General features: G+C 54.3%; 15 protein-coding genes. 7 read left to right on the forward strand and 8 right to left on the reverse strand.

What is annotated here, in order from left to right; genetic code table 11:
* Positions 1 to 177 precede the first annotated feature (177 nt).
* Positions 178 to 606, reverse strand: a complete 429-nt coding sequence (locus tag MKY96_RS19195; RefSeq protein WP_340942418.1) for a hypothetical protein — start codon at positions 604 to 606, stop codon at positions 178 to 180.
* Between the two features lie 171 nt (positions 607 to 777).
* On the opposite strand from MKY96_RS19195, the gene MKY96_RS19200 reads away from it, so the two are divergent.
* The 6 genes from MKY96_RS19200 (at position 778) to MKY96_RS19225 (ending at position 12,423) form a co-directional block, all read left to right on the forward strand.
* A complete protein-coding gene (locus MKY96_RS19200; RefSeq protein ID WP_340942421.1) occupies positions 778 to 1,422 on the forward strand; it encodes a methyltransferase domain-containing protein in 645 nt (214 codons plus the stop codon).
* 131 nt (positions 1,423 to 1,553) lie between these two features.
* Positions 1,554 to 8,273, forward strand: a complete 6,720-nt coding sequence (locus MKY96_RS19205; protein ID WP_340942423.1) for a DUF7507 domain-containing protein — start codon at positions 1,554 to 1,556, stop codon at positions 8,271 to 8,273.
* Entirely contained in the window at positions 8,270 to 9,955 is a 1,686-nt protein-coding gene (locus tag MKY96_RS19210) for a hypothetical protein (protein WP_340942425.1), read from the forward strand. The genes MKY96_RS19205 and MKY96_RS19210 overlap by 4 nt, the downstream gene beginning before the upstream one ends.
* 114 nt (positions 9,956 to 10,069) lie before the next feature.
* The gene (gene yhbH, locus MKY96_RS19215; RefSeq protein ID WP_209872814.1) at positions 10,070 to 11,230 is read left to right on the forward strand and encodes a sporulation protein YhbH; all 1,161 of its coding nucleotides are present in this window, start codon (positions 10,070 to 10,072) and stop codon (positions 11,228 to 11,230) included.
* Positions 11,231 to 11,515: 285 nt separating this feature from the next.
* Positions 11,516 to 11,848, forward strand: coding sequence for a PadR family transcriptional regulator (locus tag MKY96_RS19220; RefSeq protein ID WP_340944645.1), 333 nt, complete (start codon positions 11,516 to 11,518; stop codon positions 11,846 to 11,848).
* On the forward strand, positions 11,848 to 12,423 hold the full coding sequence (locus MKY96_RS19225; protein WP_340942428.1) for a DUF2812 domain-containing protein: 576 nt from the start codon (positions 11,848 to 11,850) through the stop codon (positions 12,421 to 12,423). The genes MKY96_RS19220 and MKY96_RS19225 overlap by 1 nt, the downstream gene beginning before the upstream one ends.
* A 242-nt stretch (positions 12,424 to 12,665) precedes the next feature.
* Here the strand turns inward: MKY96_RS19225 and MKY96_RS19230 are convergent, their stop codons facing one another.
* The 7 genes from MKY96_RS19230 to MKY96_RS19260 form a co-directional block, all read right to left on the reverse strand.
* Positions 12,666 to 14,171 carry an alpha-glucosidase/alpha-galactosidase gene (locus tag MKY96_RS19230; RefSeq protein ID WP_340942429.1) on the reverse strand — a complete coding sequence of 502 codons (1,506 nt, stop codon included), beginning with the start codon at positions 14,169 to 14,171 and terminating at the stop codon, positions 12,666 to 12,668.
* A 152-nt stretch (positions 14,172 to 14,323) separates the two neighbouring features.
* On the reverse strand, positions 14,324 to 15,220 hold the full coding sequence (locus MKY96_RS19235; RefSeq protein WP_340944647.1) for an AraC family transcriptional regulator: 897 nt from the start codon (positions 15,218 to 15,220) through the stop codon (positions 14,324 to 14,326).
* Positions 15,221 to 15,668: 448 nt separating this feature from the next.
* Entirely contained in the window at positions 15,669 to 16,322 is a 654-nt protein-coding gene (locus MKY96_RS19240) for a Type 1 glutamine amidotransferase-like domain-containing protein (RefSeq protein ID WP_340942431.1), read from the reverse strand.
* A 120-nt stretch (positions 16,323 to 16,442) separates the two neighbouring features.
* Entirely contained in the window at positions 16,443 to 18,611 is a 2,169-nt protein-coding gene (locus tag MKY96_RS19245) for a methyl-accepting chemotaxis protein (protein ID WP_340942433.1), read from the reverse strand.
* Between the two features lie 134 nt (positions 18,612 to 18,745).
* Positions 18,746 to 19,594: a sugar ABC transporter permease gene (locus MKY96_RS19250; RefSeq protein WP_340942434.1), complete on the reverse strand. Its 849-nt coding sequence runs from the start codon at positions 19,592 to 19,594 to the stop codon at positions 18,746 to 18,748.
* Positions 19,591 to 20,904 (reverse strand): sugar ABC transporter permease, encoded by a 1,314-nt coding sequence (locus MKY96_RS19255; RefSeq protein WP_340942437.1) that lies wholly within the window; start codon positions 20,902 to 20,904, stop codon positions 19,591 to 19,593. The genes MKY96_RS19250 and MKY96_RS19255 overlap by 4 nt, the downstream gene beginning before the upstream one ends.
* Before the next feature lie 101 nt (positions 20,905 to 21,005).
* A complete protein-coding gene (locus MKY96_RS19260) occupies positions 21,006 to 22,340 on the reverse strand; it encodes a sugar ABC transporter substrate-binding protein (RefSeq protein ID WP_340942439.1) in 1,335 nt (444 codons plus the stop codon).
* 898 nt (positions 22,341 to 23,238) lie between these two features.
* Here MKY96_RS19260 and MKY96_RS19265 point away from each other — a divergent pair.
* Positions 23,239 to 24,987 (forward strand): alpha-glycosidase, encoded by a 1,749-nt coding sequence (locus MKY96_RS19265; RefSeq protein WP_340942441.1) that lies wholly within the window; start codon positions 23,239 to 23,241, stop codon positions 24,985 to 24,987.
* Positions 24,988 to 25,278 lie beyond the last annotated feature (291 nt).

Below are 25,278 nucleotides of genomic sequence, written 5' to 3' on the forward strand. Positions count from 1 at the left end.
ACACCTATCTCATTTTGCTATCTCTTTGACGCAAGCCGGGTGGAAAAAGTTTCTCTCTGCACCGGTTACAATAAAATAACCTTTGGAACCGGTTTCAAAGACAGCAAAAGGACTGCAACAGCAGGATACCAAGGGGGGATTCCGCCATTACAGTCCCGGTTCCGGCACACTGCCGAATCAGTCCGTTTTGCTCAGACTGGACAATATGCGCTGGATCACTTTAGGATCTTTTCCGACTATTTTTTCCACATAGGTAAATACTACAGTATCATCCATCTCAAGCAATTCCGGCGCGTCCTCGGTTCCTGCACCGAGTTCAAAGGCTGTGGGCCCTTCCTCTGTCACAATCTCCACGGAATGGGGATCCATCTGCCCGACATAGGTGCCGGAGCCCTGAATCTTCTCGGATTCTGCGGCTGCGGAAGGACCAGGCTTCAGCACCGGACTGGCGAGAGGTACCACCTCCGTCTGTACAGGGATGCCCGAAGAGCCTGCTGAGGACGACGCTCCAGGAGCTTCAGCCGGGCTGTTCCCGCCGCAAGCCGTCAGGGTGAGCATCAATACAGCGCTTGCTGCCATTGCAGGTAGAGTACGCTTTAGTCTCATGATGTGTGCCTCCTCTGTTCGTTATGTGCTGCTTACCTTACCTAAGGATTACCCCGCATACCGGGTAGTGTAAACTTGCCGTTACGGGCTGGGCATCAGCCGTACGCACAGAAGCGCCGGATTAATACAATACATGAAGAGCCTTATTCAGCATTTGAAGGAGTGGTATCCTTGAGAATCGATATCGGCTGCGGCCCCGGCAAAGAGTCCGGGTATCTGGGAATCGACCGCACCCAGTACCCCGGAGTGGATATCGTCTGCGATATTTGCGAAGGAATCCCCCTGCCCGACAATACGGCTGAATTCGTTATGGCCAGCCGGGTGATGCCTTACGTGAACGATCTGTTTGCAGCGATGTCAGAGATTTATAGAATAAGCACGCACCAAGCGGTCGTGTGTATTCTCTCACCCTATGCCCATAGCTTCCCGCATGCCTCCAACCCTATGTTTAAGCAAAAGTTCGATGAGTATACCCCACGGTATTTCACCGGCTGCTTCTTCCAGCCCTATCAAAGCCCGCTGTGCCCGGAGATCCCGGATTATCCCGTGCCGCTGCCGCCGTTTGACTTCAGACTGCTGCGGATGGAGCTGTTCTATCAATATCCGTATGACGACAATCTGTATGATGCGGAAGAGCTCGAGGTTCTGAAGACGCTGCAGTCCAATGTCATTCACGAAATTATGTACCACTTCGCCGTCATTAAGCGGGAGATTACCGATGAGGAACTCGAGGCGATGAGCCGGAAGGTGCTGCCTGAACCACAGGCACTGCTAGAGCGCCGGCTTCGGCTGCAGAACAGGAAATATATGTTATAAAATTCGGGGTGGACATACAAGATTGCCCAAAACGGAACATAGGCTAATACAACACAAGCAAGATGGCATATCGGCTCACACAGGAGCCGGTCTGCTTTTTTTTGACTGTCTGAGCTTCTACTCAAAAGGAGGTGAAAATTATTCCTCTAGTCGTTCGGTCTACGGTTAATGCAACAGGCGCCATCACTTTCACTGGCAACACGCTGGGACTAAGCCGCTCTGAAACTGCCGGTGTACCGGGTACACAGGACAGTATCGGAGGCTTCTCTACGATTAATACAGCTTCTGTATACGGCACTTACCCTGCCGGCACTACCAGTCTATATCAGAACAATAGTTCAGCAGCCATTCTGGTTCTCCCTGCCGGAAGCACAGTTCTGTATGCCGAGCTGATCTGGGGCGGCTCCTATGTTAACGGTACCGTAAATCTCACTGCGGCAATCAACAACCCTGTATCCTTCACTACACCGCTCGGGAACACGGTCAGTGTAACCCCCGATTCAGCCACAGCCAATTCGGTGGATCTGGGCGGCGGTGCACTCGCATATGTCCGTTCCGCCAATGTCACCAGCACCATTCAAGCCTCCGGTGCCGGAACCTATGTCACTGGCGGTGTAGTTGGGACTATCGTAATTCCCGGTGATTCCACTGCCAACCATGCCGGCTGGACACTTGCCGTTATCTACCAGAATCCGTCGCTGCCCTTCCGCAACATGTCTCTGCGCGCAGGTGCTGTCCTTGTCCAAGCCTCCTCGGCACCGGTAGTTACGACGATTACCGGGTTCGCCACCCCCGTCACCGGTGCGCTGGGCGGACGTATCCAGTTCAGCGCCCAGGAAGGAGATGCCAACCGCTCGGGCGACCAGGCACTATTCGGCCCTACCTCTACCACTCAAGTCGCCCTCTCCGGGCCTAACAATTTTGCGGGCAACTTCTTCGCCTCGCAGATTAACAATGATACCGGCAATCTGAATACGACCGGCACGTTCGGCACCCGTAACCAGACCAACGGCAGTCCGGGTTCCAACATTATCGGCGGGCGGCAGGGCTGGGATATTACAAATGTGGATGTCTCTGCACGCCTGGTCAATAACCAGTCCTCGGCTCTCCTGACCTTGACTACATCGGGCGATGCGTATGTCGTTAACGCCAACGGGCTGCAAATAGATATTAATGCGCCCAAGATCTCCTTGACCAAAAGCGCAAATGTCGCCGGTACCATCGTTGGTGATCTGGTCACCTACACTGTAACGGTCAACAATACAGGTACGGCAAGCGCAGCCAGTGTTGTATTGTCGGACGCATTACCGGCAGGTCTTACTTTTGTCACAGGAAGCGTGGTGGTAGCCGGTGTTGCCAGGCCGACTTATGATATAACCTCCGGCATCCCGCTGGGTTCACTTGCTCTGGGCACTTCCATAACGGTGACTTATCAAGCCAGGGTGACTTCCTTGCCGAATCCGCAATTTGTGCCCAACACGGCTAACGCTGCCTTCACCTTCCAGAGTGTAGCCGGAGGCCCGATTGTCAGCGGAGTCATTCCATCCAATACACAATCACTGCCGGTATATTCTCCCGTTCTCGGCATTGTCAAAAGCGCCAATACGACCAACGCAACTGTCGGAGACCAAATTCTCTACACCCTGCAAATCTCCAACACCGGCAATATCGGCGCCACTACTACGCTCACGGATAACATTCCTGCCGGCAGCTCCTATATTCCGGGAAGCTTCACGGTAAACGGCACGCCTGTGGCGGGTAATCCCGCCGCCGGGATCGCCATCGGCACCATCGCGGCGGGAGGAAGCTCTACGGTCCAGTTCCGTGTACTGGTGAACAGTCTGCCTTCTCCCCCGCAGCTGGTGGACCAGGCTACAGCCGCCTATACCTTCCAGGTTCCTGACGGGCGGACCGTGAACGGTACGGCTGCCTCCAATACGCTCACCATACCGGTCAGACTGCCGAATGTTGCCCTTGTCAAAAGCGCCAGCTTCCCGGATGTCGCCGTAGGCGATACCCTGCAGTATACGTCTGTGGTTACTAATAACGGAATCGTCGCCATCACTAACGTTGTGCTCTCTGATGCGATACCCGCAGGCAGCACTCTAGTGCCCGGAAGCGTGGTGGTGGCGGGTACCGCCCGGCCTTCGGCTGATCCGGCTTCAGGGATATCTGTGGGTACTATCGCTCCGGGCACCAGCGTAACGGTAACCTTCCAGGTTAGTGTCACCTCTGTGCCGGGAAACGGCCAGCTTGCCAACCAGTCATCAGCCTCTTACAGCTCGGGGACATTTAACGCCATCACACAGTCCAATACAATCCTCACTCCTGTGTACCAGCCAATAATCGGTATCGTCAAAAGCTCCAGCCCAAGCAGCGCCACGGTTGGAGGAAATGTTCTGTATACCCTGCAAGTACAAAATACTGGCAACCTCGCAGCAACGGTGACCTTAACTGACACGATCCCTGCCGGGTCTGCCTTCGTCGCCGGAAGCGTCACCGTAAACGGTGTGGTCCGTCCGTCAGATTCTCCGGTAAGCGGAATCCCTCTCGGGTCTGCAGCACCGGGAGCCGCCTTGACCGTAACCTTCCTGACCGCTGTCCAATCCCTGCCGTCTCCGGCAACCTTGACGGACCAGGGCAGCAGCAGCTATACCTATCAGTTGCCCAGCGGGCGCTCTCTGTCCGGCGGAAGTGTATCCAATACGGTAACTATTCCAGTCTCTGCCCCCAACATCACGATTCTCAAAAATGCCAATCTCACCTCAGTGGCTGTAGGCGAATATCTTACCTACACCGTCTCTGTATCCAACCCCAGCGGCGTAGCTGTTAATAATGTAGTGCTGTCTGACCCGGCTCCGGCAGGCAGTGCCTTTGTAGCAGGAACTGTTACGGTGAACGGAACGGCCGTACCCTCTGCCAATCCAAATGCCGGGATTGCTCTCGGAACACTTGCTGCGGGCGCCACAAGCATCGTTGCCTTTCAGGTTAATGCGAACTCTATTCCAAGCCCGCCTCAGCTGAGCAACCGGGCCAGCGCATCCTTTACGGCCGGATCATTCAGCGGAGCAGCCCTGTCCAATACAGTGTCTACCCCGGTCTTCATTCCAGTCATTGGACTTGTCAAAACCTCTAGCCCTGCGCAGGCCTCTGTCGGCAGTCTGCTCTCCTTCTCCATCCTGGCCAGCAACACTGGCAATATCGCGGCAATGCTGAATCTGACCGATGCCCTGCCGCCGCAGACGGTATTCGAGACCAACAGCGTAAGTATAGGCGGGACCCCCCTGCCCGGGTATAGCCCATTAACTGGCATTCCGGTGGGGCCGCTTGCTCCCGGAGACAGCGTCGTAGTCAGCTTCCTTGTTACGGTTACTTCGCTTCCCCCAAACCAGCAGCTGCTTAATTCGGCCGCCGCCTCATTCACCTTCACACTGCCGGATGGCCGTCAGCTCGGCGGTAACACAGTGTCGAACACACTTACGGTTCCCGTCTCGGCACCGAATGTCAGTGTTGTCAAAAGCGTCAATGCCATTGATGCGGTGACCGGAGACATTCTTACCTTCACCTCTGTGCTGACGAATAACAGTATTACTTCTGTCAGCAACATCATTCTCAGCGATCCCTTGCCAGAGAATACAGCTTTTCTTCCCGGAACCGTAATTGTCGGCGGCGTCTCCCAGCCGTTGTCAGTTCCGTCCGCCGGCATCCCAATCGGCAGCCTGGGGCCTGGAGCCTCCGTTGCCGTCACATTCGAGGTGAGAATAACCATGCCGATTCCTTCACAGGTGAATAACCAGTCCACCGTCAGCTTCACCTCCGGGGTCTTCTCCGGCTCTTCATCGTCCAACGTCACCACCACTCCGGTCACACAGCCGCAGATCTCCCTTGTCAAAAGCGCCAATGACCTGAACGCTACAGTCGGTGATACGGTCATATATACCATTCTGGTCAGCAATACCGGTAATGTTGCGGCCAATGTCACGTTAACCGACAATATTCCGGCCGGTACCACCTTTGACCCCAACAGCGTCATTGTCGGCGGTTTTCCTCAGCCGGGGGCTGCACCGGATACCGGAATCACAGTCGGAACCGTCGCTCCCGGGGCAAGTGTATCCGTCAGCTTCACCGTCTTCATCGTATCTCTGCCTTCACCGCAGCAGCTTGTCAATCAGGCCACTTCCACCTATACCTTCACTCCGCCCGACGGACGGCTGCTGAGCGGCAGCGCCGTCTCCAACACCGTAACCATCGCAGTCTCCGCCCCCAATCTGGCGGTGGTGAAGAGCACAACTTCCACTTCCGTTGCCCTTGGGGATACGATTTCCTACTCCGTGAACATCACTAATAACGGGATGGACCCTGTCAACAATGTCGTGCTCAGTGATCCAACACCGGACGGGGCTACCTTCGTACCGGGCAGTGTATCGGTGAACGGTGTGCTGTTCCCGGGTGCCAATCCGGCCTCGGGGATCACTATCGGCACACTTGCCTCCGGCGCTTCTACGGTGGTCTCCTATAGCGTTACCGTAACCTCGGTGCCTCTGGATGCCGCGATCGATAATCAGGCGACTGTCACTTACACCTCCGGCGTCTTTACCGGCTCCACCTTCTCGAATCCGGTCGCAGTCCCAGTCTTCCAGCCGAATATCGCTGCTTCCAAAACTGCAAATACTGCAAATGCAACGGTCGGCGATACCGTAACCTACACCATAAATGTCACCAATACAGGCAACTATGGAGCAAGCCTGACGGTTAGGGACAATATTCCGGCCGGCACCACCTTTGTAGACAATAGCGTGCTGATTGGCGGGCTGCCTCTGCCGCAGGCTAATCCCTCCACAGGAATTGCTGCCGGAACTGTCGCTCCGGGGGCGACTGTAGCTGTCTCGTTCTCGGTGGTGATCACTTCACTGCCATCGCCGCAGCTGCTGGTGAATCAGGGAACGGTTGCTTACAGCTTCACCTTGCCTGACGGAAGAACCCTGGGAGGGTCGGTGCTCACCAACACCCTGACCATCCCTGTCTCGAACCCGAATCTGGCTGTCGTCAAAACCACCGCAACCACCGCAACCCATGTGGGCGACACCATCACTTATTCCGTGACCCTGACCAATAACGGTATTGCTACGGTTAATAATGTGGTATTCACAGATGCTCTGCCTGCCGGTACCGCCTTTGTTCCGGGCAGTGTGCTCGTAGACGGCGTGTCCCGCCCTGCTTCTTCACCGGCTACCGGGGTGACCATAGGCAGCATCGCTCCGGGCGCTTCTGTAACGGTGGCCTTTAACGTAACGGTTACTTCTCTGCCGGCTTCAGGTGTACTGAACAATCAGTCATCCGTCAGCTTCACTTCCGGCGCCCTGTCCAGTGTAGCCTTCTCGAACATTGTGACCACTCCGGTCTTCCAGCCGGTTATCGCTGCAGCCAAGAGCTCCAGCTCTCAGAATGCAACGGTAGGCGATACCATTGTCTATACCGTCAATGTCAGCAATTCAGGGAACTATGCGGCATCGGCCACGCTGACTGATACCATTCCCGCAGGTACAACTCTGGTTCCGAACAGTGTGCTGATTAACGGCTTCCCTGCTCCGGGTGCAGATCCCGCTACCGGAATCCCTCTGGGCAGTGTTGCAGCCGGTGCATCACTGGCCGTACTATTCTCTGTGGTGATCGACACGCTGCCAGCCAGCCAGCAGCTCAGCAATCAGGCCATTATCGCCTTTAACTATACGCTGCCTGACGGACGCGTCTTCAACCAGTCGGCCAGCTCGAACATCAACCAGATTTCCGTATCTTCGCCGAATGTCCTTGTGGTCAAGAGCACTACTGTTACCGATGCCGTAGTGACCGATACCGTTCCGTACAGTATTACAGTTACCAACAGCGGTATTGCCCCGGTCAGCAATGTGGTGCTGAGTGATCCGATTCCGGCCGGTTCTTCCTTTGTAGCCGGCAGCGTGGTCGTGGACGGCACTCCGCTGCCGGGAGGGAACCCTGCGAACGGGATCTCGCTCGGCACTATCGCCCCTGGTGCAGTGGTCCAGGTCACCTTCAATATTCTCGTCAACAGTCTTCCTAATCCGGCCACACTCAACAATCAGGCTTCGGTCAGCTTCACCTCCGGGGCATTCTCCGGCGCCTCTTATTCCAATAATCTGATTACCCCGGTATTCCAGCCGATTATCGGTGTCCTGAAATCTGCGGATACTACTAATGCCACGGTTGGAGATACCGTCACTTATTTCCTCAGTGTGACGAATACGGGTAATCTTGCAGCGGTTGTTACCTTAACAGACTCCATTCCGGCAGGAGCTGTATTCATTCCGAACAGCGTCCTGATCAACGGCCAGCCTGTTCCGGGTGCAGATCCGACTACCGGCATCAATCTTGGCACCGTTGCAGCCGGAGCTACCGTCACCATGACAGTCACCCTGCAGGTAACTGTCGCTTCCCTGCCTTCACCGCAGCAGCTAGTGAACCAGGCGGCGGCAACCTTCACCTTCACGCCGCCGGATGGACGTCTGCTCTCAGGCTCTACACTATCGAATACACTCGTCATCCCGGTCTCCTCACCGGATGTAACAGCAGTGAAGAGCACACCAGCTGTCGACGCGGTTGTCGGCGATATCATCACCTACACGATTGCCGTAACCAACAACGGCATTGTTCCCGTCAACAATGTGGTCCTTGTTGACCCGATCCCGGCCGGCAGCCAGTTCGTTGCTGGCAGCGTAACTGTGGACGGCACTCCGCGTCCCGGAGCCAATCCGGGCACTGGTATCGTGATCGGAACGATCGCCCCGGGAGCGACCACAACGGTAACCTTCCAGGTTCAGGTCATCGTCATATGACAGACGGCTCACAGCTCCAGCCTGTCGTAAGTAATCAGTCCATGGTTCTGTACAGCTCGGCAGAGGGCACTGAATCGGTTACCTATTCCAATACCGTCAATACGCTTGTCGTAGGTCCGGTACTATCGCTGCAGAAGCAAGCAGACCGCCTGAGCGCCTCCCTGGGAGAGACGCTCGTCTACACTGTGACCGCCAGGAATAGCGGCAATACCGGGGCGGTTGTCACCATCACGGATGTGCTTCCCCCAGGCGTCTCGTTCATTGCCAATAGTGTGCTTAGAGACGGAGTCCCCCTTCCGGGGGTCACTCCGTCTTCCGGCATTCCTCTGGGCCTACTCGCCCCCCATTCGGGAGTCAGTATCGCCTTCCAGGTCATTGTCATCTCGCTTCCGCCTTCACTCGCGCTGCATAACAGGGCGGTTGGCACGTATTCCTTCAGTACACCTGAAGGAAGAACGGTGAACGGGGAGATCCGCTCCAATCCGGTCAGTGTCTCCCTGCTGTCTTACCAGTTATCCTCACTGCTCTCGGCCAGCACTCCCACTACCTTCATTGGGGATGTCGTCACCTATACCCTTCAGCTCAGGAATGAAGGCACCCTGCCGCTGACCGGAGTCCTTGCTGTGCTCCCCCTGCCGGAAGGCACCTCATTCCTTCCCGGAAGTGTTACCGCAGCCGGGATTTATCAGCCTGAGGCCGACCCGGCTTCAGGCATCGGGCTGGGTTCACTCCCAGCAGGCGCAGCCGCCGAGGTCTCCTACCGTGCTAGGGTGACCTCGAATCCTCCAGGATCGGTGATTCTGGCGAATGCACAGATCTCTTATGAGGCTAACGACAACAGAACCTCCACCACAAGCAACACGGTTCAGATTACGGTCATCCAGCCCGGATTATCGGTAACGCTGAAGGTTGATCTCTACAGCGCAGCGCCCGGCGACAACCTGCGGTACGAGTTCACTGTACAGAACAGCGGCAATCTGGCGGTGAACGCGCTGCTGACGGACGCCATTCCGCCAAGTGTACTGTTCGTCTGGGACAGCGTCCGTATTGACGGGGTTCCCCAGAGGGGCGTCCGCCCCGGGGACGGAATTCCGCTGGGCACCTTACGGGCAGGCGCTGTTGTGGCAGTAGATTTTCTCGTATCTATTCCAGGTGCCACCGATATCCGCCAGACGCCGGCCATTCAGAATCAGGGAGTGGTCCAGTATACGTTCTCCCTGCCGGACGGGCGCAATGTCGGGCAGCTCTCCCGCTCCAATACGGTGACCACGTTGCTGTTCACGCCCATCATTTCCATTCAGATTCAGGGAGAACCGCCCGTTGTCGAGGCTGGAGGCATGGCTGAATTCAACATTTACGTGTCCAACCGCGGGAATTATCCGGCTGAGGTCTCGGTGATCCGAATTGTACCGCAGGGTACCGTCATTGATCCCGATATCGTTACCATAAGCGCTATCGCCGTGCCCGGTACGCCGTATAGCGGAACAGTTGCTCTGGGAACGCTGGAAGCGGGGCAGACCGTCACACTCACTTATTTTGTCAGAATAAATGCGGATTATATGGGCAAGGATCTTCAAGGCTCTGCGGCCGCCCTGTATCTGTTCACCATCGACGGACGCCGGTACTCCGGTGAAGCCCGTTCTAACAGCTATCGGCTGCTCATTGAAGAAATCAGTGAATAATACTGCTCACATATCCCCCATCTCCCTGAATATACTTTAGTTACAACCTGCTGCTTCGTCTCAGTCTCCGTAGTGACAATACCGAAGAATACAGTCCATGGGAGGTGGTCATCCTTGTCCCAGCCGTCCGGTCCATACGCATTTGTCGTATCCAAAGAAGACTGGTCCCTTCACCGCAAAGGCCATCAGGATCAGGAGCGTCACCAGCAAAAGGTCAGAGAAGCCATCAAGGGCAACCTGCCCGATCTGGTTACTGAAGAGAATATTATTTTGTCGGGCGGCAAGCAGATTGTGAAGGTGCCGATCCGCAGTCTGGATGAATACCGGATTATCTATAATTTCCGCAAGCAGAAGCATGTCGGCCAGGGGGACGGGGACAGCCAGGTGGGGGATGTACTTGGCCGCGATTCCCAGTCGGCCCAGCCGGGCAAAGGGGATAAAGCGGGGGATCAGCCCGGCGCAGATACCGTTGAGGCCGAAGTCGATCTGGAGGATCTGGAGGATATACTGTTCCAGGACATGGAGCTTCCCCATCTGAAGCCGAAGGATAAGGAAGAGATTGAGGTCAAATCGATTGTCTTCAACGATATCCGCAAAAAAGGCATGATGTCGAACATCGACAAAAAACGTACGTTACTTGAGAATTTGCGGCGCAATGCCAGCAGCGGCAACCCTGGAATACACAGCATCAGCCCCGATGATCTGCGTTACAAAACCTGGGATGACATCACGGTCCCTCACTCGAATGCCGTGATTATTGCCATGATGGACACCTCGGGCAGTATGGGCACTTTTGAAAAATACTGCGCCCGCAGCTTCTTCTTCTGGATGACCCGCTTCCTGCGCCGCCAGTATGAGAAGGTGGATATTGTGTTCCTGGCCCATCATACGGAAGCTAAGGAGGTCAGCGAGCATGACTTCTTCACCCGGGGCGAGAGCGGGGGGACGATCTGCTCCTCGGCGTATCAGAAAGCACTGGAGATTATCGACAGCCGCTATCCGCCTGCCAAGTACAACATCTATCCCTTCCACTTCTCGGATGGCGACAATCTGACCTCCGACAATGAGCGCTGCGTCAAGCTGATCGGCGAGCTGCTGAAGCGCAGCAACATGTTCGGCTACGGCGAGGTGAACCAGTACAACCGCAGCAGCACCCTGATGTCCGCCTACCGCCACCTGAAGCAGGAGCAGTTCATGCATTATGTGATTAAGGATAAGAAGGAAGTGTATCTGGCGCTGAAGGCTTTTTTCGGCAAAAAGGCAATCGAAGCCTGAGCGCCTGCTCTCCGGCTGACCGTAGAGCGAGCGTTACGCGCAGATTCATATTGTAAAGACGATCCCCTGCAAACCGTGCGAACGGCGGGCGGGGGATTTTTGATGCGTGGAATCCAATTGTGCCGCAAAAGTCTATTGACTATTATATCGTCAGCCGATATACTAAATCTATCGGTTGACGATATAACGATTGATGGTATAACGTCAGATGCTATAACGCCGAATGATACAAAGGAAATTTCCGGTCTGTGAAATGAGATTTAAAGATGCGCGATAAGGAAGGTGATGGCATTGTCCGGCAACAATGAATACGGGGCGCTGACTGAAGGCGTCTATTATATCCTCTTGTCACTGCTCACCCCAATGCACGGCTACGGGATTATGCAGAACGTGAAGCTGCTGAGCAATCAGCGTGTGGAGCTGGGTGCAGGCACGTTATACGGGGCGTTAAGCACACTTGTGGAACGAGGATGGATCACGCTGCTGGCTGGCGGAGAAGATTCCCGCAAGAAGGAGTATCAGATTACAGAGCTGGGCAAATCGATAGTCCGGAATGAAATGACCCGGCTTGACGAGCTGCTCACCAATGGAAGAAAGCTAATGGGAGGCGAAGCGTAATGAGTAAGGTGGTGCGCAAATTTTTCATGGATTACGAGAAGGAAGAAGCGTGGCTGAATGAAATGTCGGCCAAGGGATTGGCCCTGGTGGAGCATTCCTGGGCCCGTTATGTGTTCGAAGAGAGCGCTAAGGGGGAGTATATTTACCGGATTGAGCTGCTGGAGAAGGACCCGAAGGAGGCGGCAGGCTACTTGCAATTCATGGAGGAGACCGGAGCCGAGCGGGTGCCGTCCGGGACCCCTAACAAGGCCAATCGTGCCTTTATGAACCAACGCTGGGTGTTCTTCAGAAGGAAGGCCTCAGAAGGCCCCTTCCAGATCTATACCGATGCAGACTCCAAGATCAAGCACTATCAGAGAATCTATAAAGTCTATCTGTCCCTCGCGTTCATGGAGCTGATCATCGGCTCCTTAAATCTCATGCTGATTACGCTGAATACTTCATCTAACATCTACAAAATCAACCTCATCGTGGGAGTGTCTGTTATCATTCTGGGCCTGTTCTTCGTCTGGCTCAGCATACCCGTCCGCCGCAAGATCCACCGTCTGCAGCAGGAGAAGCTGATTCGGGAGTGAGGGATTACACCTGCCTATTTCCCCCATTAAGGGAAAGGATGCTGTTTTTCGCATACATCTGACCCAAGCGCCTACGTTGAGTAAATTGTGTTCGGTTTTTCGCATACACACACTGGACCCTACGCGCTCATGCACACTTCCAACTCTACACAAAAAGGGCTATCCCAAGCAGTCATCATGACTTTTGGGACAGCCCTCATTCCAATATTTCTCCGCTCCGCCCAGACTTATGTCTCCTCCGCTTACTGCACCTTCTCCCTGTCCTTGCCCTTGTCGGATTCCCCGGCGTTCTTGTTCGCGGCCTCGCGGTCCTGCATCATCTCATCTACCGTCTTCACCTTCAGTCGGGCCGCACCTTCGTTGCTGGCATTCGTCGGGATCAGATCACCGGAGGCGAGGCGTTCCTTCGCTTCTGCAATAGCTGCGCTGTACTGCGGCAGCCACTGTTCTCCGGCCACCAGCATCTCGTCAACCATCTGCCAGATTTCCTTCGGATTGCAGACGGCACCGACCAGCGGGTCCATCATGAACGCCTGGCGCAGCAGCTTGTCGTCGCCATGCACAGCCGCTTCCACCGCCAGGCGCTGCACGGAAATGCTGACGTTGCAGACGGCCGCCAGGCCGAGCGGCAGGTCGCCGACCAGCGGCATCGAGATGCCGTTACGGTCCACGTAGCCCGGCGCTTCAATAATGGCATCATCCGGCAGATTGGAGATGACGCCGTTATTCACCATGTTGAAGTGACCTCTGTAGACGCGTCCTGTCTCCAGCCCTTCGATGATATACGAGCCGTGCTCCTCTCCCCGCTTCTCCGGGATGTACTCCAGCGCCGGGTCCTTCATCCAGTTCGGGAAATCCGTCTCGAACCAGTTGCGGCCTTCCGTACAGACCCGCAGGTAGCCGCCCGTCTCCCCGTTGATCCATACGCCCAGATCGATCCAGTCCATGATCTCGCTCGGGCGCTTGCGGTACCAGGGCACATATTCGCTCAGGTGTCCGTTCGATTCCGTGCTGTAATAGCCGAAGCGGCGGAGCATATCGATCCGCACCTTCTCGGTGCGGCTGTACTCGGGATGCTTCTCGAAGGCCTCAAGCAGACCCGCCGTCAGATCCTTGCCCTCATGCTTCGCAGAGATATACCAGGTCTGGTGATTGATTCCGGCACAGATAATATCCACCTGCGACTTCTCCAGGCCGTACACCTGAGCGATCTGCGAATGCCCATGCTGCACGCCATGGCACAGCCCGATGGTCTGCACACCGCCGTATTTATTGCAGGCCCAGGTCAGCATAGCCATCGGATTCGAGTAATTCAGCAGAAGCACATCCGGAGCAGCTGTCTCACGGATATCACGGCAGATCTCCAGCATCTCCGCAATCCCGCGCTGCCCGTACATAATCCCGCCTGCACACAGCGTATCTCCTACACACTGATCCACGCCATACTTAAGTGGAATATCCACATCGGTAGCGAAGGCCTCCAAGCCCCCCATACGGATAGTACAAAATACGTACTTGGCATCCTTGAGCGCTTCCCTGCGGTCCGTCGTGGAAGAGATAGTGATATCCAGACCATTCTCCTTAATATCCCGCTGGCACAGCTCAGTGACCATGTCCAGGTTATGGCTGTTTATATCCATGAACGAAACTTCGATATTACGGAATTCCGGCACAGTCAGCAGGTCACGCAGCAGTCCGCGGGTGAATCCGATACTGCCTGCCCCGATAAAAGTTACTTTAAAAGACATAATAATCATCCTCCGGCAATGAATTATTGACTCCTGTCCATTGTAACAAGGGGACTGCCGGAAGCGTAACCAATATCATGACCATTTTGCGGGTAACCTGTCAACAATCCTAACCTTCTCCATACCATACCCCTCCAGGGTTGAACACGAAACTATCCTTCACTCCAGTAGTGGCGTTCGATAGAGTTGCGGTATTCGATAGGAGTACAGCCTGAATACTTCTTGAATAGCAGATGAAAATACTGCCTGCTGCTGATCCCCACATAGTCGGCAATCTCCGCTACCGGAATCTCCCCCTGACCCAGCAGCATCCGGGCCTTCTCCATACGCAGCTGGTTCAAGTAGTCCGTCAGGGTCTGCCCCGTGTGCGTCCTGAAGATGCGGTGCAGATAACCCGGGTGAACATTCACGGAGAGCGCAACCTCCTTAACCTGAATGCTCCGGTCATAATTCTGATGCAGGAACTCGATGGCCCGCCGCACATAGAGCTGTGAGGGCTGCTGGCTGGACGGGAGCGACTCCATGCGCAACCGGGCCAGACGCAGCAGCAGCTCCGCAAAGAGCAGATGCACCATGCTGCTCCCCTTCCGCCCGCGCTGATCCAGCTCCAGCACCAGCGCCTTCAGCACATGGAAGACCTCCTCCTGATCGGACAACACCAGACTATCGAACGGATGCCGAAGCAGCTCTGCCAGCACCTCCTCCTCCCGGGCCAAGCTGCCAATGGACGGAACTACGCCCCCATATTCGGTAAAAGCAAATTCCACGTTTAGCATCCGGCAGGAGGAGCCCTCTCCCACAATCAGCCGGTGCGGCACCTCCGCATCCAGCAGAATCATCTCTCCCCGCTTCAGCCGGAAGGGCGTATCGCCGCCCGCTTCATCCCGCACCTCCACCACACAGCTGCCTGAGATGAGATACATGATCTCCGTGGAGTTGTGATGATGGTAAGGCATCGCGTAATTGCTCCATTGCCTATAGTAATAAGCCAGAAAGTGCGGACTGTAATCCCTCTCCAGCAATCCCTGCTCAAAAAGACTCCCGTTCATCTCTGCCACACCGCCCGCCTCCCCTCTGCCAGTATCGATAGCACAAGTGTATCGCTTGAGCGTAGGCAGGACAAGCAGCGGGTTAACCCCTCGGGCCCGGATGCCTCCTCCCAACACATTGTGATCGGTTTTTCGATTACATTCCGCCTACGCTCCCCTCACCAGCAAAATATGATCGGTTTTTCGATTACATTTCGCCCACGCTCCCCTCACCAGCAAAATGTGATCGGTTTTTCGATTACATTCCGCCCACGCTCCCCTCACCAGCAAAATGTGAGCGGTTTTTCGATTACAATCCGCCTTTGCTCCCCTCGCCAGCAAAATGTGATCGGTTTTTCGATTACATTCCGCTACATGCCTTCATACCAGTCTGGACCTACATACCCAGGTTCCCCGGCGCAAAAAACAAGAGCAGAAGGCCCGCGCCCTCTGCTCCCGCTCATCATCCTCAGTGGATTCTTGTCAATATTCCATTCACCAGACTATACACCCCGCCGCCCTCTATCTCTTCGGGCTGTCCGTTCAGCAGGTAGATGCCGGTCTCTTCGTCAATTCCGTAATTCGGCAGCTCGCCGAGGGTACGGACCGCTGTCCGTAAATGCTCCTCCTCATCCCACTGGGTGAAATGGACAGATAGCAGCAGATCAGGAATCAGATGGAGACCCTTGCGGTGTTTGAATTGTCTGCTCTCATTATCCTTGGCGGAAATTACACACCGCTCCGGGCTAATCAACGCTCCTGCCGAGAATCCCGCAACCGGTATTCCCGCCTCATAACGCTGCCGGATCACCTCACCGATAGGGGTATCCACAATCAGGTCGGCATACAGATCCGTATCCCCGCCCCCGATGATGATCCCGCCGCAGGCCTGGAGGCTCTCTATAGCAGTATGCACCTCAGTAGACTTCAGCGGCAGATAACAGAATTCGGATATTCCCGCGTCAGCCAGCGGCTGCATATAGGCAGGCATATAGTCCGGCCAGTCTTCCCTTTCTTCAAATAACACAGCGACTGGTCCTGCTGCCATTACGCTTACGAATCTCCGTGCCAGACCACGGGTAAACGGCGGACCGCCGCCGTTCAGAAATAAATGCTTGTCCATGACATCACCTTCAGTATTCAAGATATCCTGCATCTAACCTCATCCATCTTATAGAAAAGCGCAGGTTCCCGCAATACGCTTCCACAACCGCTCTCCCTTCATCCTTTTATCCCTTCAGCCCTAACCCTGAAAAGAAATCATCGACTGCTTCAGCTGCTCCGCCAGCTCCTCCAGCTTGCCCGAGAGGGCGACCAGCTCCCTGCTGACCGTGAATTGCTGTGAGGACATGGACGCCACCTCTTCCGTAGAGGCGCTGGTCTGCTGCACTACCGAGATCACACTTGCCATGGATTGTCCCAGCTGCTGCTGGTATTCGGCCAGCTCGGAGACAGCCGCCGAAGACTGGCCCAGGTATCCGCTGAACACCTCCATCTCGGCCCTTACACTCGCGAAGATGAGCGAGGATTCCCGGACCGAGGCCAGCTGGCTGCCAAACATCGGCGCAGCCTCACTCACAACCTTAACCGTGTTCTCGATATGACCGCTGATCTCCTCGGTAATTCGGGAGACGGAGGCAATCGACTCGCTCGACTGATTGGCCAGCCCTCTGATCTCATTGGCAATGACAATGAAGCCTCTCCCGGCGGCGCCAGCGCGCACGGCTTCAATTGAAGCATTCAGCGCCAGAATATTCGTCTGCTTGTTCATCGCAATCATCGGGGAGAGGATGCTGCGGATCAGCACTGTGCTATCCCGCAGCATGGCTGAATTCTCCTGAATCAGGTCCATCAGCTTCAGCACATCCTCACTCTGCGATACCAGCTTCTTCATCCGCTCCGCTCCCTGGTCACTGACCTCCATGACCTTCTCTGCGGATGCTGCCATAACTGCATTCTTCTCAGCCACTTCGCTGGTCTTGCCGCCCATCAGCTCCACCTTGGCATTGCTGCTCTCGGCCTCGGCTGCCAGACTGGCGGCTCCCCCGGCAATTTCACCGGTGGCAGTCGCGACCTCACTGGCCTGGCCGCTAATCGCGCCGGAAGCGGCAACGAGCTGCTCCGAGGTTGCCAGCACCTCCGCAGCCGAACTGCTGCTCTGCCCGGCCATCCGGGAGATCTGCTCCATCATCCGGTTGAAGCTGTGACCCACCCGCCCGATCTCATCCCGGCCCTTGAAGCTGGTCCGCACCTGCAGATTGCCCCGCTCGCCCTCTTCCATCAGCCGGGCCAGCTTGCCAAGCGGACGGCCGATCAGCCGCACCAGAACATAGCCGATGATGAGAGCAATCAAGGCTGCAGCCAAGACTACCAGCAAGGTTATGTAGAGCAGCCTGTCGGCAGATTTGGTAAAATCACTCACCGGCGCATAGCCCAGCAGCGTCCAGTCCGCTGTGCTCAGCGGCTGGTAGACTACCAGCTGTGGACTCCCCTGCTCATCCCCCGCCGTGAAGGACCGCTTCCCGCTCTCCCTCTGCGGTGCTCCGGCCGGCTCTTGTCCCTCATTCTCCCGTTGCCCGGTCAGATCCGGCTCCTCACTCTTCCCTGCCCCCGGCAGCTTCTGCTCCTCACCCTTCTGCGTTCCGGCCTTCAACTCTCCGCTATGTATGTAAGAAGCCTGCCCGAGCAGTGCATCGTCAGCACTGTATGCAACCCGACCCGAAGAATCGAGGATGCGGATCTCTCCAGCCAGCCCGATATGCAGGTTGGACAGCACATCCGTCAGCGCCTGGCCCTTCACCTCAATCAGCATGTAATACTCGGCAGCCGGATTCTGAATATTCCGCAGCAGACGGCCCATCGTCATAGCGGACTCGCTGTACGCGTCGAAGAAGCCTCTAGCCCGGACGGGGAACCAGACGGGATTGCCTTTACCGTTATCGATCTCCTTCATCCGGGCAAGGATGCCCTCATCACTGCGCACACCGCTAATCCCCGTCGATTTGTAGGATTCGGCGTCCACCATGCTTCTTGCGACCAGCCGGACACCAAGCAGCCGCTCATCCGATCCTCTGACGGAGTCCAGCTTGCGGCGTATCCGGTCTTCTGCGGCTGCCCGCGCAACCGTACCGGCGGTTGGAAGATTAACCGTCTCCATATCAGCCTTTAGCGCCGGATCTACAGCGAATTGCCTGGAGAGCGCTTCATATTCAGCGAACAGGAAATCCAGCTTGTCCGCCGCCTGGACAATAGACTGTGAGGAGGCTGCTGCCACCTCATCGGTAATGATCCCTTTTGCCGCATAATAGGAAGTTAAGCCTAGAACTGAGGACAACAGGACAATAGTACAGAACAGAATTACGAATAACTTGACGCCAACCGAGCTGAAATTAATGAATCGCCACCGTTGCATTACATTCTCCCCTTATCAACCAGATCACGATTTCCCGACAAAAGAAAGGTGCAGCCCCTCAGAACTGCTTCAAGGCCGCACCTGTTATTCGTACAAACATGGACAACTTCCTATATTTCTAACTTCCTGAATTCCTAACCCTTACTTGCCCCCGCCGTCAGACCGTCAACCAGCAGACGCTGCAGGAAGGCGAAGAGAATCATAATCGGTACAGAGATTAGCACCGCACCCGCTGCGAACAGGGTGAAGTTGGAATTCTGCATCGTATTGACCATATCCCACATCCCCACGGCGACCGTCCAGTTCTCCTTGGTCCGCAGAATCAGCTTGGCGAAGATGAAATCGACCCACGGGCCGACAAACAGGGTCAGCGCGATATAAGTGATCATCGGACGGGATAAAGGCAGAATTATCCGGGTAAAAATCCCGAAGTTGCTCGCCCCGTCAATCCGCGCGGCTTCATCCAGCGAACGCGGAATCGTGTCCAGGAAGCCCTTGGCGATCAGTGTCCCTCCGAGCGGTGCTCCGGCTGCATAGACGATAATAAGCGCCAGATGAGTATCCAGCAAATTGAACTCCTTCAGCAGCAGATAGATGGCAATCATGCTCATGAAGCCCGGGAACATCCCGAGAATCAGCAGTGTGGACATGGTGGTCTTGCGGCTTTTGAACCGGAACCGGGATAAGGCATAGCTGGTCAACAGCGTCAGCACCACCCCGATCAGCATCGAGAACACCGCAATCTTAAGCGTATTCCCATACCAGGTTCCAAACATATAGACTGGTGAGGTGAACAGCTCCTTATAGTGGGCGAGGGTGAATGTCTCGGGAATCAGCGTCTTGCTGTACAGGGATTTACCCGGACGGAAGGATGCAAGCAGGATCCAGAGTGCCGGATAGATTGCAGCGACCGCCAGGGCAACGAGAACAATATAGCTTAAGCAGAGGCGAATAAAGTTCGCAGCTTTGCGTCCGATAATCATTGAATCATATCCTCCTCTTGGAACGATTTGGTCCGGCGGTAATTGTACAGGGAGAACCCGGCAACAATGATGAACAGAATGATGCCGATCGCCGACGCCATATTATTCTTGTTCTGATCCAGCGTCAGCTTATACAGCCAGGTAACGAGCAGATCCGTTGAACCTGCATACTGGTAGTTCCCGTTCACCGGGTTCCCTCCCGTCAGCAGGAAGATCGCATTGAAGTTGTTGATGTTACCGGCGAACTGCATAATCAGCGTAGGTGCGGTAGAGAACAGAATCATCGGCAGGGTGACGATGCGGAATTTCTGATAGTTGGTTGCACCGTCCACCTCAGCCGCCTCATACATATCACGCGGAATCGTAGTCAATACCCCCATGATCAGCAGCATGGATACCGGAATACCGACCCACATGTTCACGACAATGACCGTAACTTTGGCCCAGAACGGATCAGTCAGCCAAGGTAGGCCATGCAGTCCGAAAAACCCGAGATACTGGTTGATCGGGCCGAACTGCCCGTTGAACAGATTGCGCATCAAGAGGAGCGAGATCATCTGCGGAATGGCATAAGGGATGATCAGGAGCATTCTCCACATGCCCTTGAAGCGGATACCTTTTTGGTTAATCAGCAGGGCAACCAGCATCCCGCCGAAATAAGTAGTTACAGTCGAAAGAACCGCCCAGATAATCGTCCAGGTAAGTACACCGTAAAAGGTATGGCTCCAGGATTTCAGCACCAGCAGATTGCGGAAGGTCTCGAACCCTACCCAGTCTACAAGCTTCGCCGGAGGAATGTGGTTCGGTGCAGCATAGTTGGTAAAAGCCAGCATGATCATAAAGATGATCGGCATAATGGTAAAGAACAGTATTCCAAGCCCCGGGAGCAGCAGGAAGCTCTGGGCAAATTTATAATCCAGAATATAACGTACGGATTGTGTAAATGTATGCGATGGACGGCCGTTTTCGCGTTCTGCTCCGATTTTATAGGCATCCCTAATATTCATGTACCAGAGAATCAGGAATAACACAAAGAATAGCAGGGTGATCAGGCTTTCAATCAGAATGACGATGGAATGGTCTCCGGGAACCATTTTGGCAATGCCTTTAACCTTCTCCAGCCGGCTTGGCGATTCCCCGAGTGTGGTGATCCCCCAGAAGGCTCTTCCCAGATTGCTAATGAAATAGATAAGTGCCACAGCCTCTACAGCTATGAAAATAAGCCCTTTGATGAATTGGCGGTTATATATTTGCCCGAGTCCCATAAAAATGGCCGACAGTATTCCAGCTCTCGCTTTGTGTCGCTGCATTTCCCTTCCGTTCTCCTCTCCGTGCGGAATTCAAGTAAACTGCCCGCCGCAGGCTATGCGGCGGGCAACTCTAATTCCACGGTAAGCTGATGATTGTGTAGTTACTGGGCAGAAGCCCCGTTGTTCAGGTCTTTAATCTGCTCTACGGCTTTGTCCATGGCTGCCTTCGGATCAGTGTTGTTATCCCAGATGGCCGGAAGTGCCGCATTCACCGGGCTCCATACGTTCCCCATCTCAGGAATCGAAGGCATCGGCTGGGAGTTCTTCGCTTGTTCTGCAAATGCGGATACGAACGGATCACCCGTAATCTGCGGGTCCTGCAGGGCTTCATTGTTCGTCGGTACGGAACCGATCAGCTTGTTGAGTGTCAGCTGCGAATCTTTGCCGGAAGCAAAGTGGGCATAGAGCTTAGCAGCATTCGGATATTGCGTATAGGCGTTGACGGTAAAGATTTTGATCCCGGAGAAGGTAATGGCAGTCTTGCCGTCAATGGTAGGAACCGGAGCGATTCCCAGGTTGTCGCCCAGCGCTTCTTTATATCCGGCAAGCTCCCAAGGTCCTGTAATATCCATGGCTACATCCCCGCTGTTGAACAGGCTGCGCTTGATGTCCGGGTTAATGTCACCGCTCTTGATCGGCAAGACTTCCTTCAGCTTCGCAAATTCAGTCAGGCCTTTGATCGCACCTTCATTGTTCAGGCCGATATCGTCTTTGTCGGTACCGTCTTTGCCGAACAGGTAACCTCCGGTAGTTGCGATGAACGGATAGTTGAAGTACATATTGCCGACTTCCCACATAATGCCGTAACGGTTCTTAGCTTTATCCGTGAACGTTTTGCTGAAGGCAATGACGTCATCGAAGGATTTCGGGGCTTCTTTGACCAGAGACTTGTTGTAGAACAGCGCATAGGTCTCTGCCGCTCTCGGATAGCCGTACAGCTCGCCGTCATAGGATGAACCCACGATGGAAGCCTCGGTGTTCTCCGCCTTGGTCTCTTCTCCGAAGATATCATTTGGGAGCAGCAGACTCGCACTGGCCGCCTTACCGAGATTATCATGAGGAATGACGATGACATCAGCTGCCAGGCCGGAAGGTCCATCCTGGGTAAGCTTGCCGACTTGATCCGGCGGGGCTACCTCTTCGATTTTAACTGGAACATTATACTTGGCAGTGAACTGCTTGGCGACCTCTTCGGCGAACTGTCTTTCTTCCTTACTCTCCCAGATCACAAGGGAAGCGCCCTCTTCCGGGACGATCTCACCCGCTGCCGGTGCGTTGTCGCTGCCTGCCCCCGCATTATCCGTTGCTGCTGCACTATCTGCAGGAGCATTCGTCGCCGCTGCATTTCCCCCGGCATTGTTGTTTGAGCCGCACGCCGTAATTGAGATTGCCATCGAACACGCTGCGGTGAGAACCATAAGTTTTTTGAGATCCATTCCTTTTAACCCCTCCTGTGTGTATATCACTTGATTTGACGATGGTGCTTCATTTGACGATGGTGCTTCATTTGACGATGGTGCTTCATTTGACGATGGTGTTCATTTGACGATCGTGCTTCCCACTTTGCGCAAACGATTTCAGAGGATTCAAAAAAAATTCTGCTTTCTCCAATTGCCTCTTCCGAATACGTTATACCCTGTTTAGAAAGCGCTTCATTCCTGAATCCATAATACATCAGCAGGCTCGCAGATGTAAAAACGTTTGCACATACTAAAATCAATAAAATTCAGCCGTTTATAGTGGATAATGTTTTATTTACTCTATTTATCACATGATTTCTTTAAATAACTTGAATTTACTTCATTTTCAAAATTCATTTCTGCATTTTTTGTCGTATTTAGGCGAATATTGTTGTATAATTGCTAAATATTATCAATTTACAGACTTTGGAAATCGGTTTCCCCTTCCTAAAACTTTGTGCAACTGTTTGTACAAACCTCTTGAACCTCATTTTATTCCATGCTATAATCCAAACCATTATGAAACACCCATTCTTCACTAATCTAAAGGCACTGTTCCTTATCAGGTACAACCTCGGCGTAATTATCCGGGGTTGTGCCTATTTGCCATGTGCAGAATCGGGTGCGTAATCTATATAAATTGAATTACTGGTCTTATGTTTTGGGATTAGCCGTGACTCCAGAGAAGTTTTGGACTTCCGGCCGCTGTTGTATTTGGATTTCCTGATTAGAACCGCTCTACGCGGTAGAAATCAAAATACAAAGGCGGACGCTACCGCTCCTCCAGTTCCAAAATTCCCCTCCGCCACTTTTCCCTTAACTTAAATTTCTAAGTTCAATCTATATAGCCAAACTAAATTTAGGAGGAATTAAAATGTTACTAGAAGCCGTGTATCATCGTCCCCGTCTGAACTGGTCGTATGCCTATGACCACAATACCATCCACCTGCGTCTGCGGGCCAAGAAGGGGGATCTGACTGAGGTCTTCGCCTGGGCGGGCGATAAATATGCCTGGGACACCACCAAGGAATTGATCCCGATGACCCTGTTCACTTCCGATGCGATGTTCGATTACTGGGAATGCGAATCGGTTCCGCTCTACCGCAGGCTGAAATACGGCTTCCTGCTGCAGCAGGGCCAAGAACGGATCTGGATGACAGAGAGTGATTTCCAGAAGGAGCGTCCCGCGAACCCCAACCGGCTGTTTGAATTCCCCTACATAAGCCGCGGTGATGTCTTCACGCCTCCGGCCTGGGTCAAGGATGCGGTGTTTTATCAGATTTTCCCGGAGCGGTTCGCTAACGGCAATCCCGGCATAAGCCCTGCTAATGTGGAGCCTTGGGGCGGAACCCCCCGGCCGGATAATTTCTTCGGCGGAGATCTGCAGGGTGTCATAGATCATCTCGACCATCTGACGGAGCTGGGCATTACGGGCATTTATTTCACACCGGTCTTCACTGCCACCACCAATCACAAATATGACACGGAGGACTATATGCAGGTCGATCCGCATTTCGGTGATGTGGACACGCTGAAAAGATTGGTCGATGCTTGTCATGAGCGCGGCATCCGTGTGCTGCTGGACGCAGTCTTCAACCATGCGGGCCGTACCTTCGCCCCGTTCGTGGATGTACTGGAGAAGGGCGAGGATTCGGAGTATAAGAACTGGTTCCATATCCGGGAATATCCGCTCCAGGTAGTGAACAATATCCCGACTTACGATGCCTTCGCCTTCGAGCCGCTGATGCCGAAGCTGAACACGGAGCATCCTGAGGTGAAGGAGTATCTGCTGAAGGTCGCCGAGTATTGGATCAAGGAGGTCGGCATCGACGGCTGGCGTCTGGATGTGGCCAACGAGGTGGATCACGAATTCTGGCGTGATTTCCGCAAAGTCGTGAAGCGTGCCAATCCCGAGGCTTACATTCTGGGCGAGATCTGGCATGAATCAGCCCCTTGGCTGGAAGGCGACAAATTCGATGCCGTCATGAACTACCCGTTCACAGACGCGGTGCTTGACTTCTTCGTCTACGGAACGCTGGATGCGGAAGGCTTCGCCCATTCGATCGGCAGACAGCTGTCCCGGTATCCGCTCCAGGCCAGTGAGGTCGCCTTCAATCTCCTCGACAGCCATGATACTGCGCGTCTGCTGACTGTAGCCGAGGGCGATAAGAACGTCATGAAGCTGGCTGCACTGTTCCAGTTCACCTTCATGGGCACGCCCTGCATTTACTACGGGGACGAGATCGGAATGGATGGCGCAGGCGACCCGGACTGCCGTAAATGCATGGAGTGGGACCCGGAGCGGCAGGATCGCGATTTATTCAACTTTTACCGTAAGCTGATTGAGATCCGCGGCAGCCATCCGGCGCTGCGCACCGGACGCTTCACCTTCCTTGAAGCCGGAGCCGGGGGCAGCAAGCTGGCCTATGAGCGCAGTCTGGGCGATGATCTGATCATCGTGCTGATTAATACGGAGGAGACGGTGCAGACCTTCCGGCTGGACGTCCAGGAACGCAATTGGGAGAATCTGTGGACTGGCGAAGCGATCCATGCCGAACGCGGCAAGCTGTCACTGAGACTGCCTGCATACGGCTTCGCCGTGCTTCAGGCGAGCTTGTCCTAATCTCTGCTCGTTCTCTTATAAGCTGATTCAGAACATTTTGGCGCAAACGTTTGTAGAATGAAACAGAGCTACTACTTAGTACAGGACACAATAGAATCAATTCTGTTGTGTCCTCTATATAATCAGTATTTATAGGTGTCGGTTGAAATTTTGAACCTGCTAATCTTCCGGAAAAGTAATGTTCAACTGCTTACTTTTTAGAGATGGATAAGACAAACTCTACTCCACTTGCACTAATTGTGCACAAAATCCCCTTGTTAATTGCACAGATTTGCATACACCTCTGCTCCA

The sequence above is a fragment of the Paenibacillus sp. FSL R7-0302 genome (assembly GCF_038006885.1).
In the GTDB taxonomy this organism is placed as follows: Bacteria; Bacillota; Bacilli; order Paenibacillales; family Paenibacillaceae; genus Paenibacillus_AQ.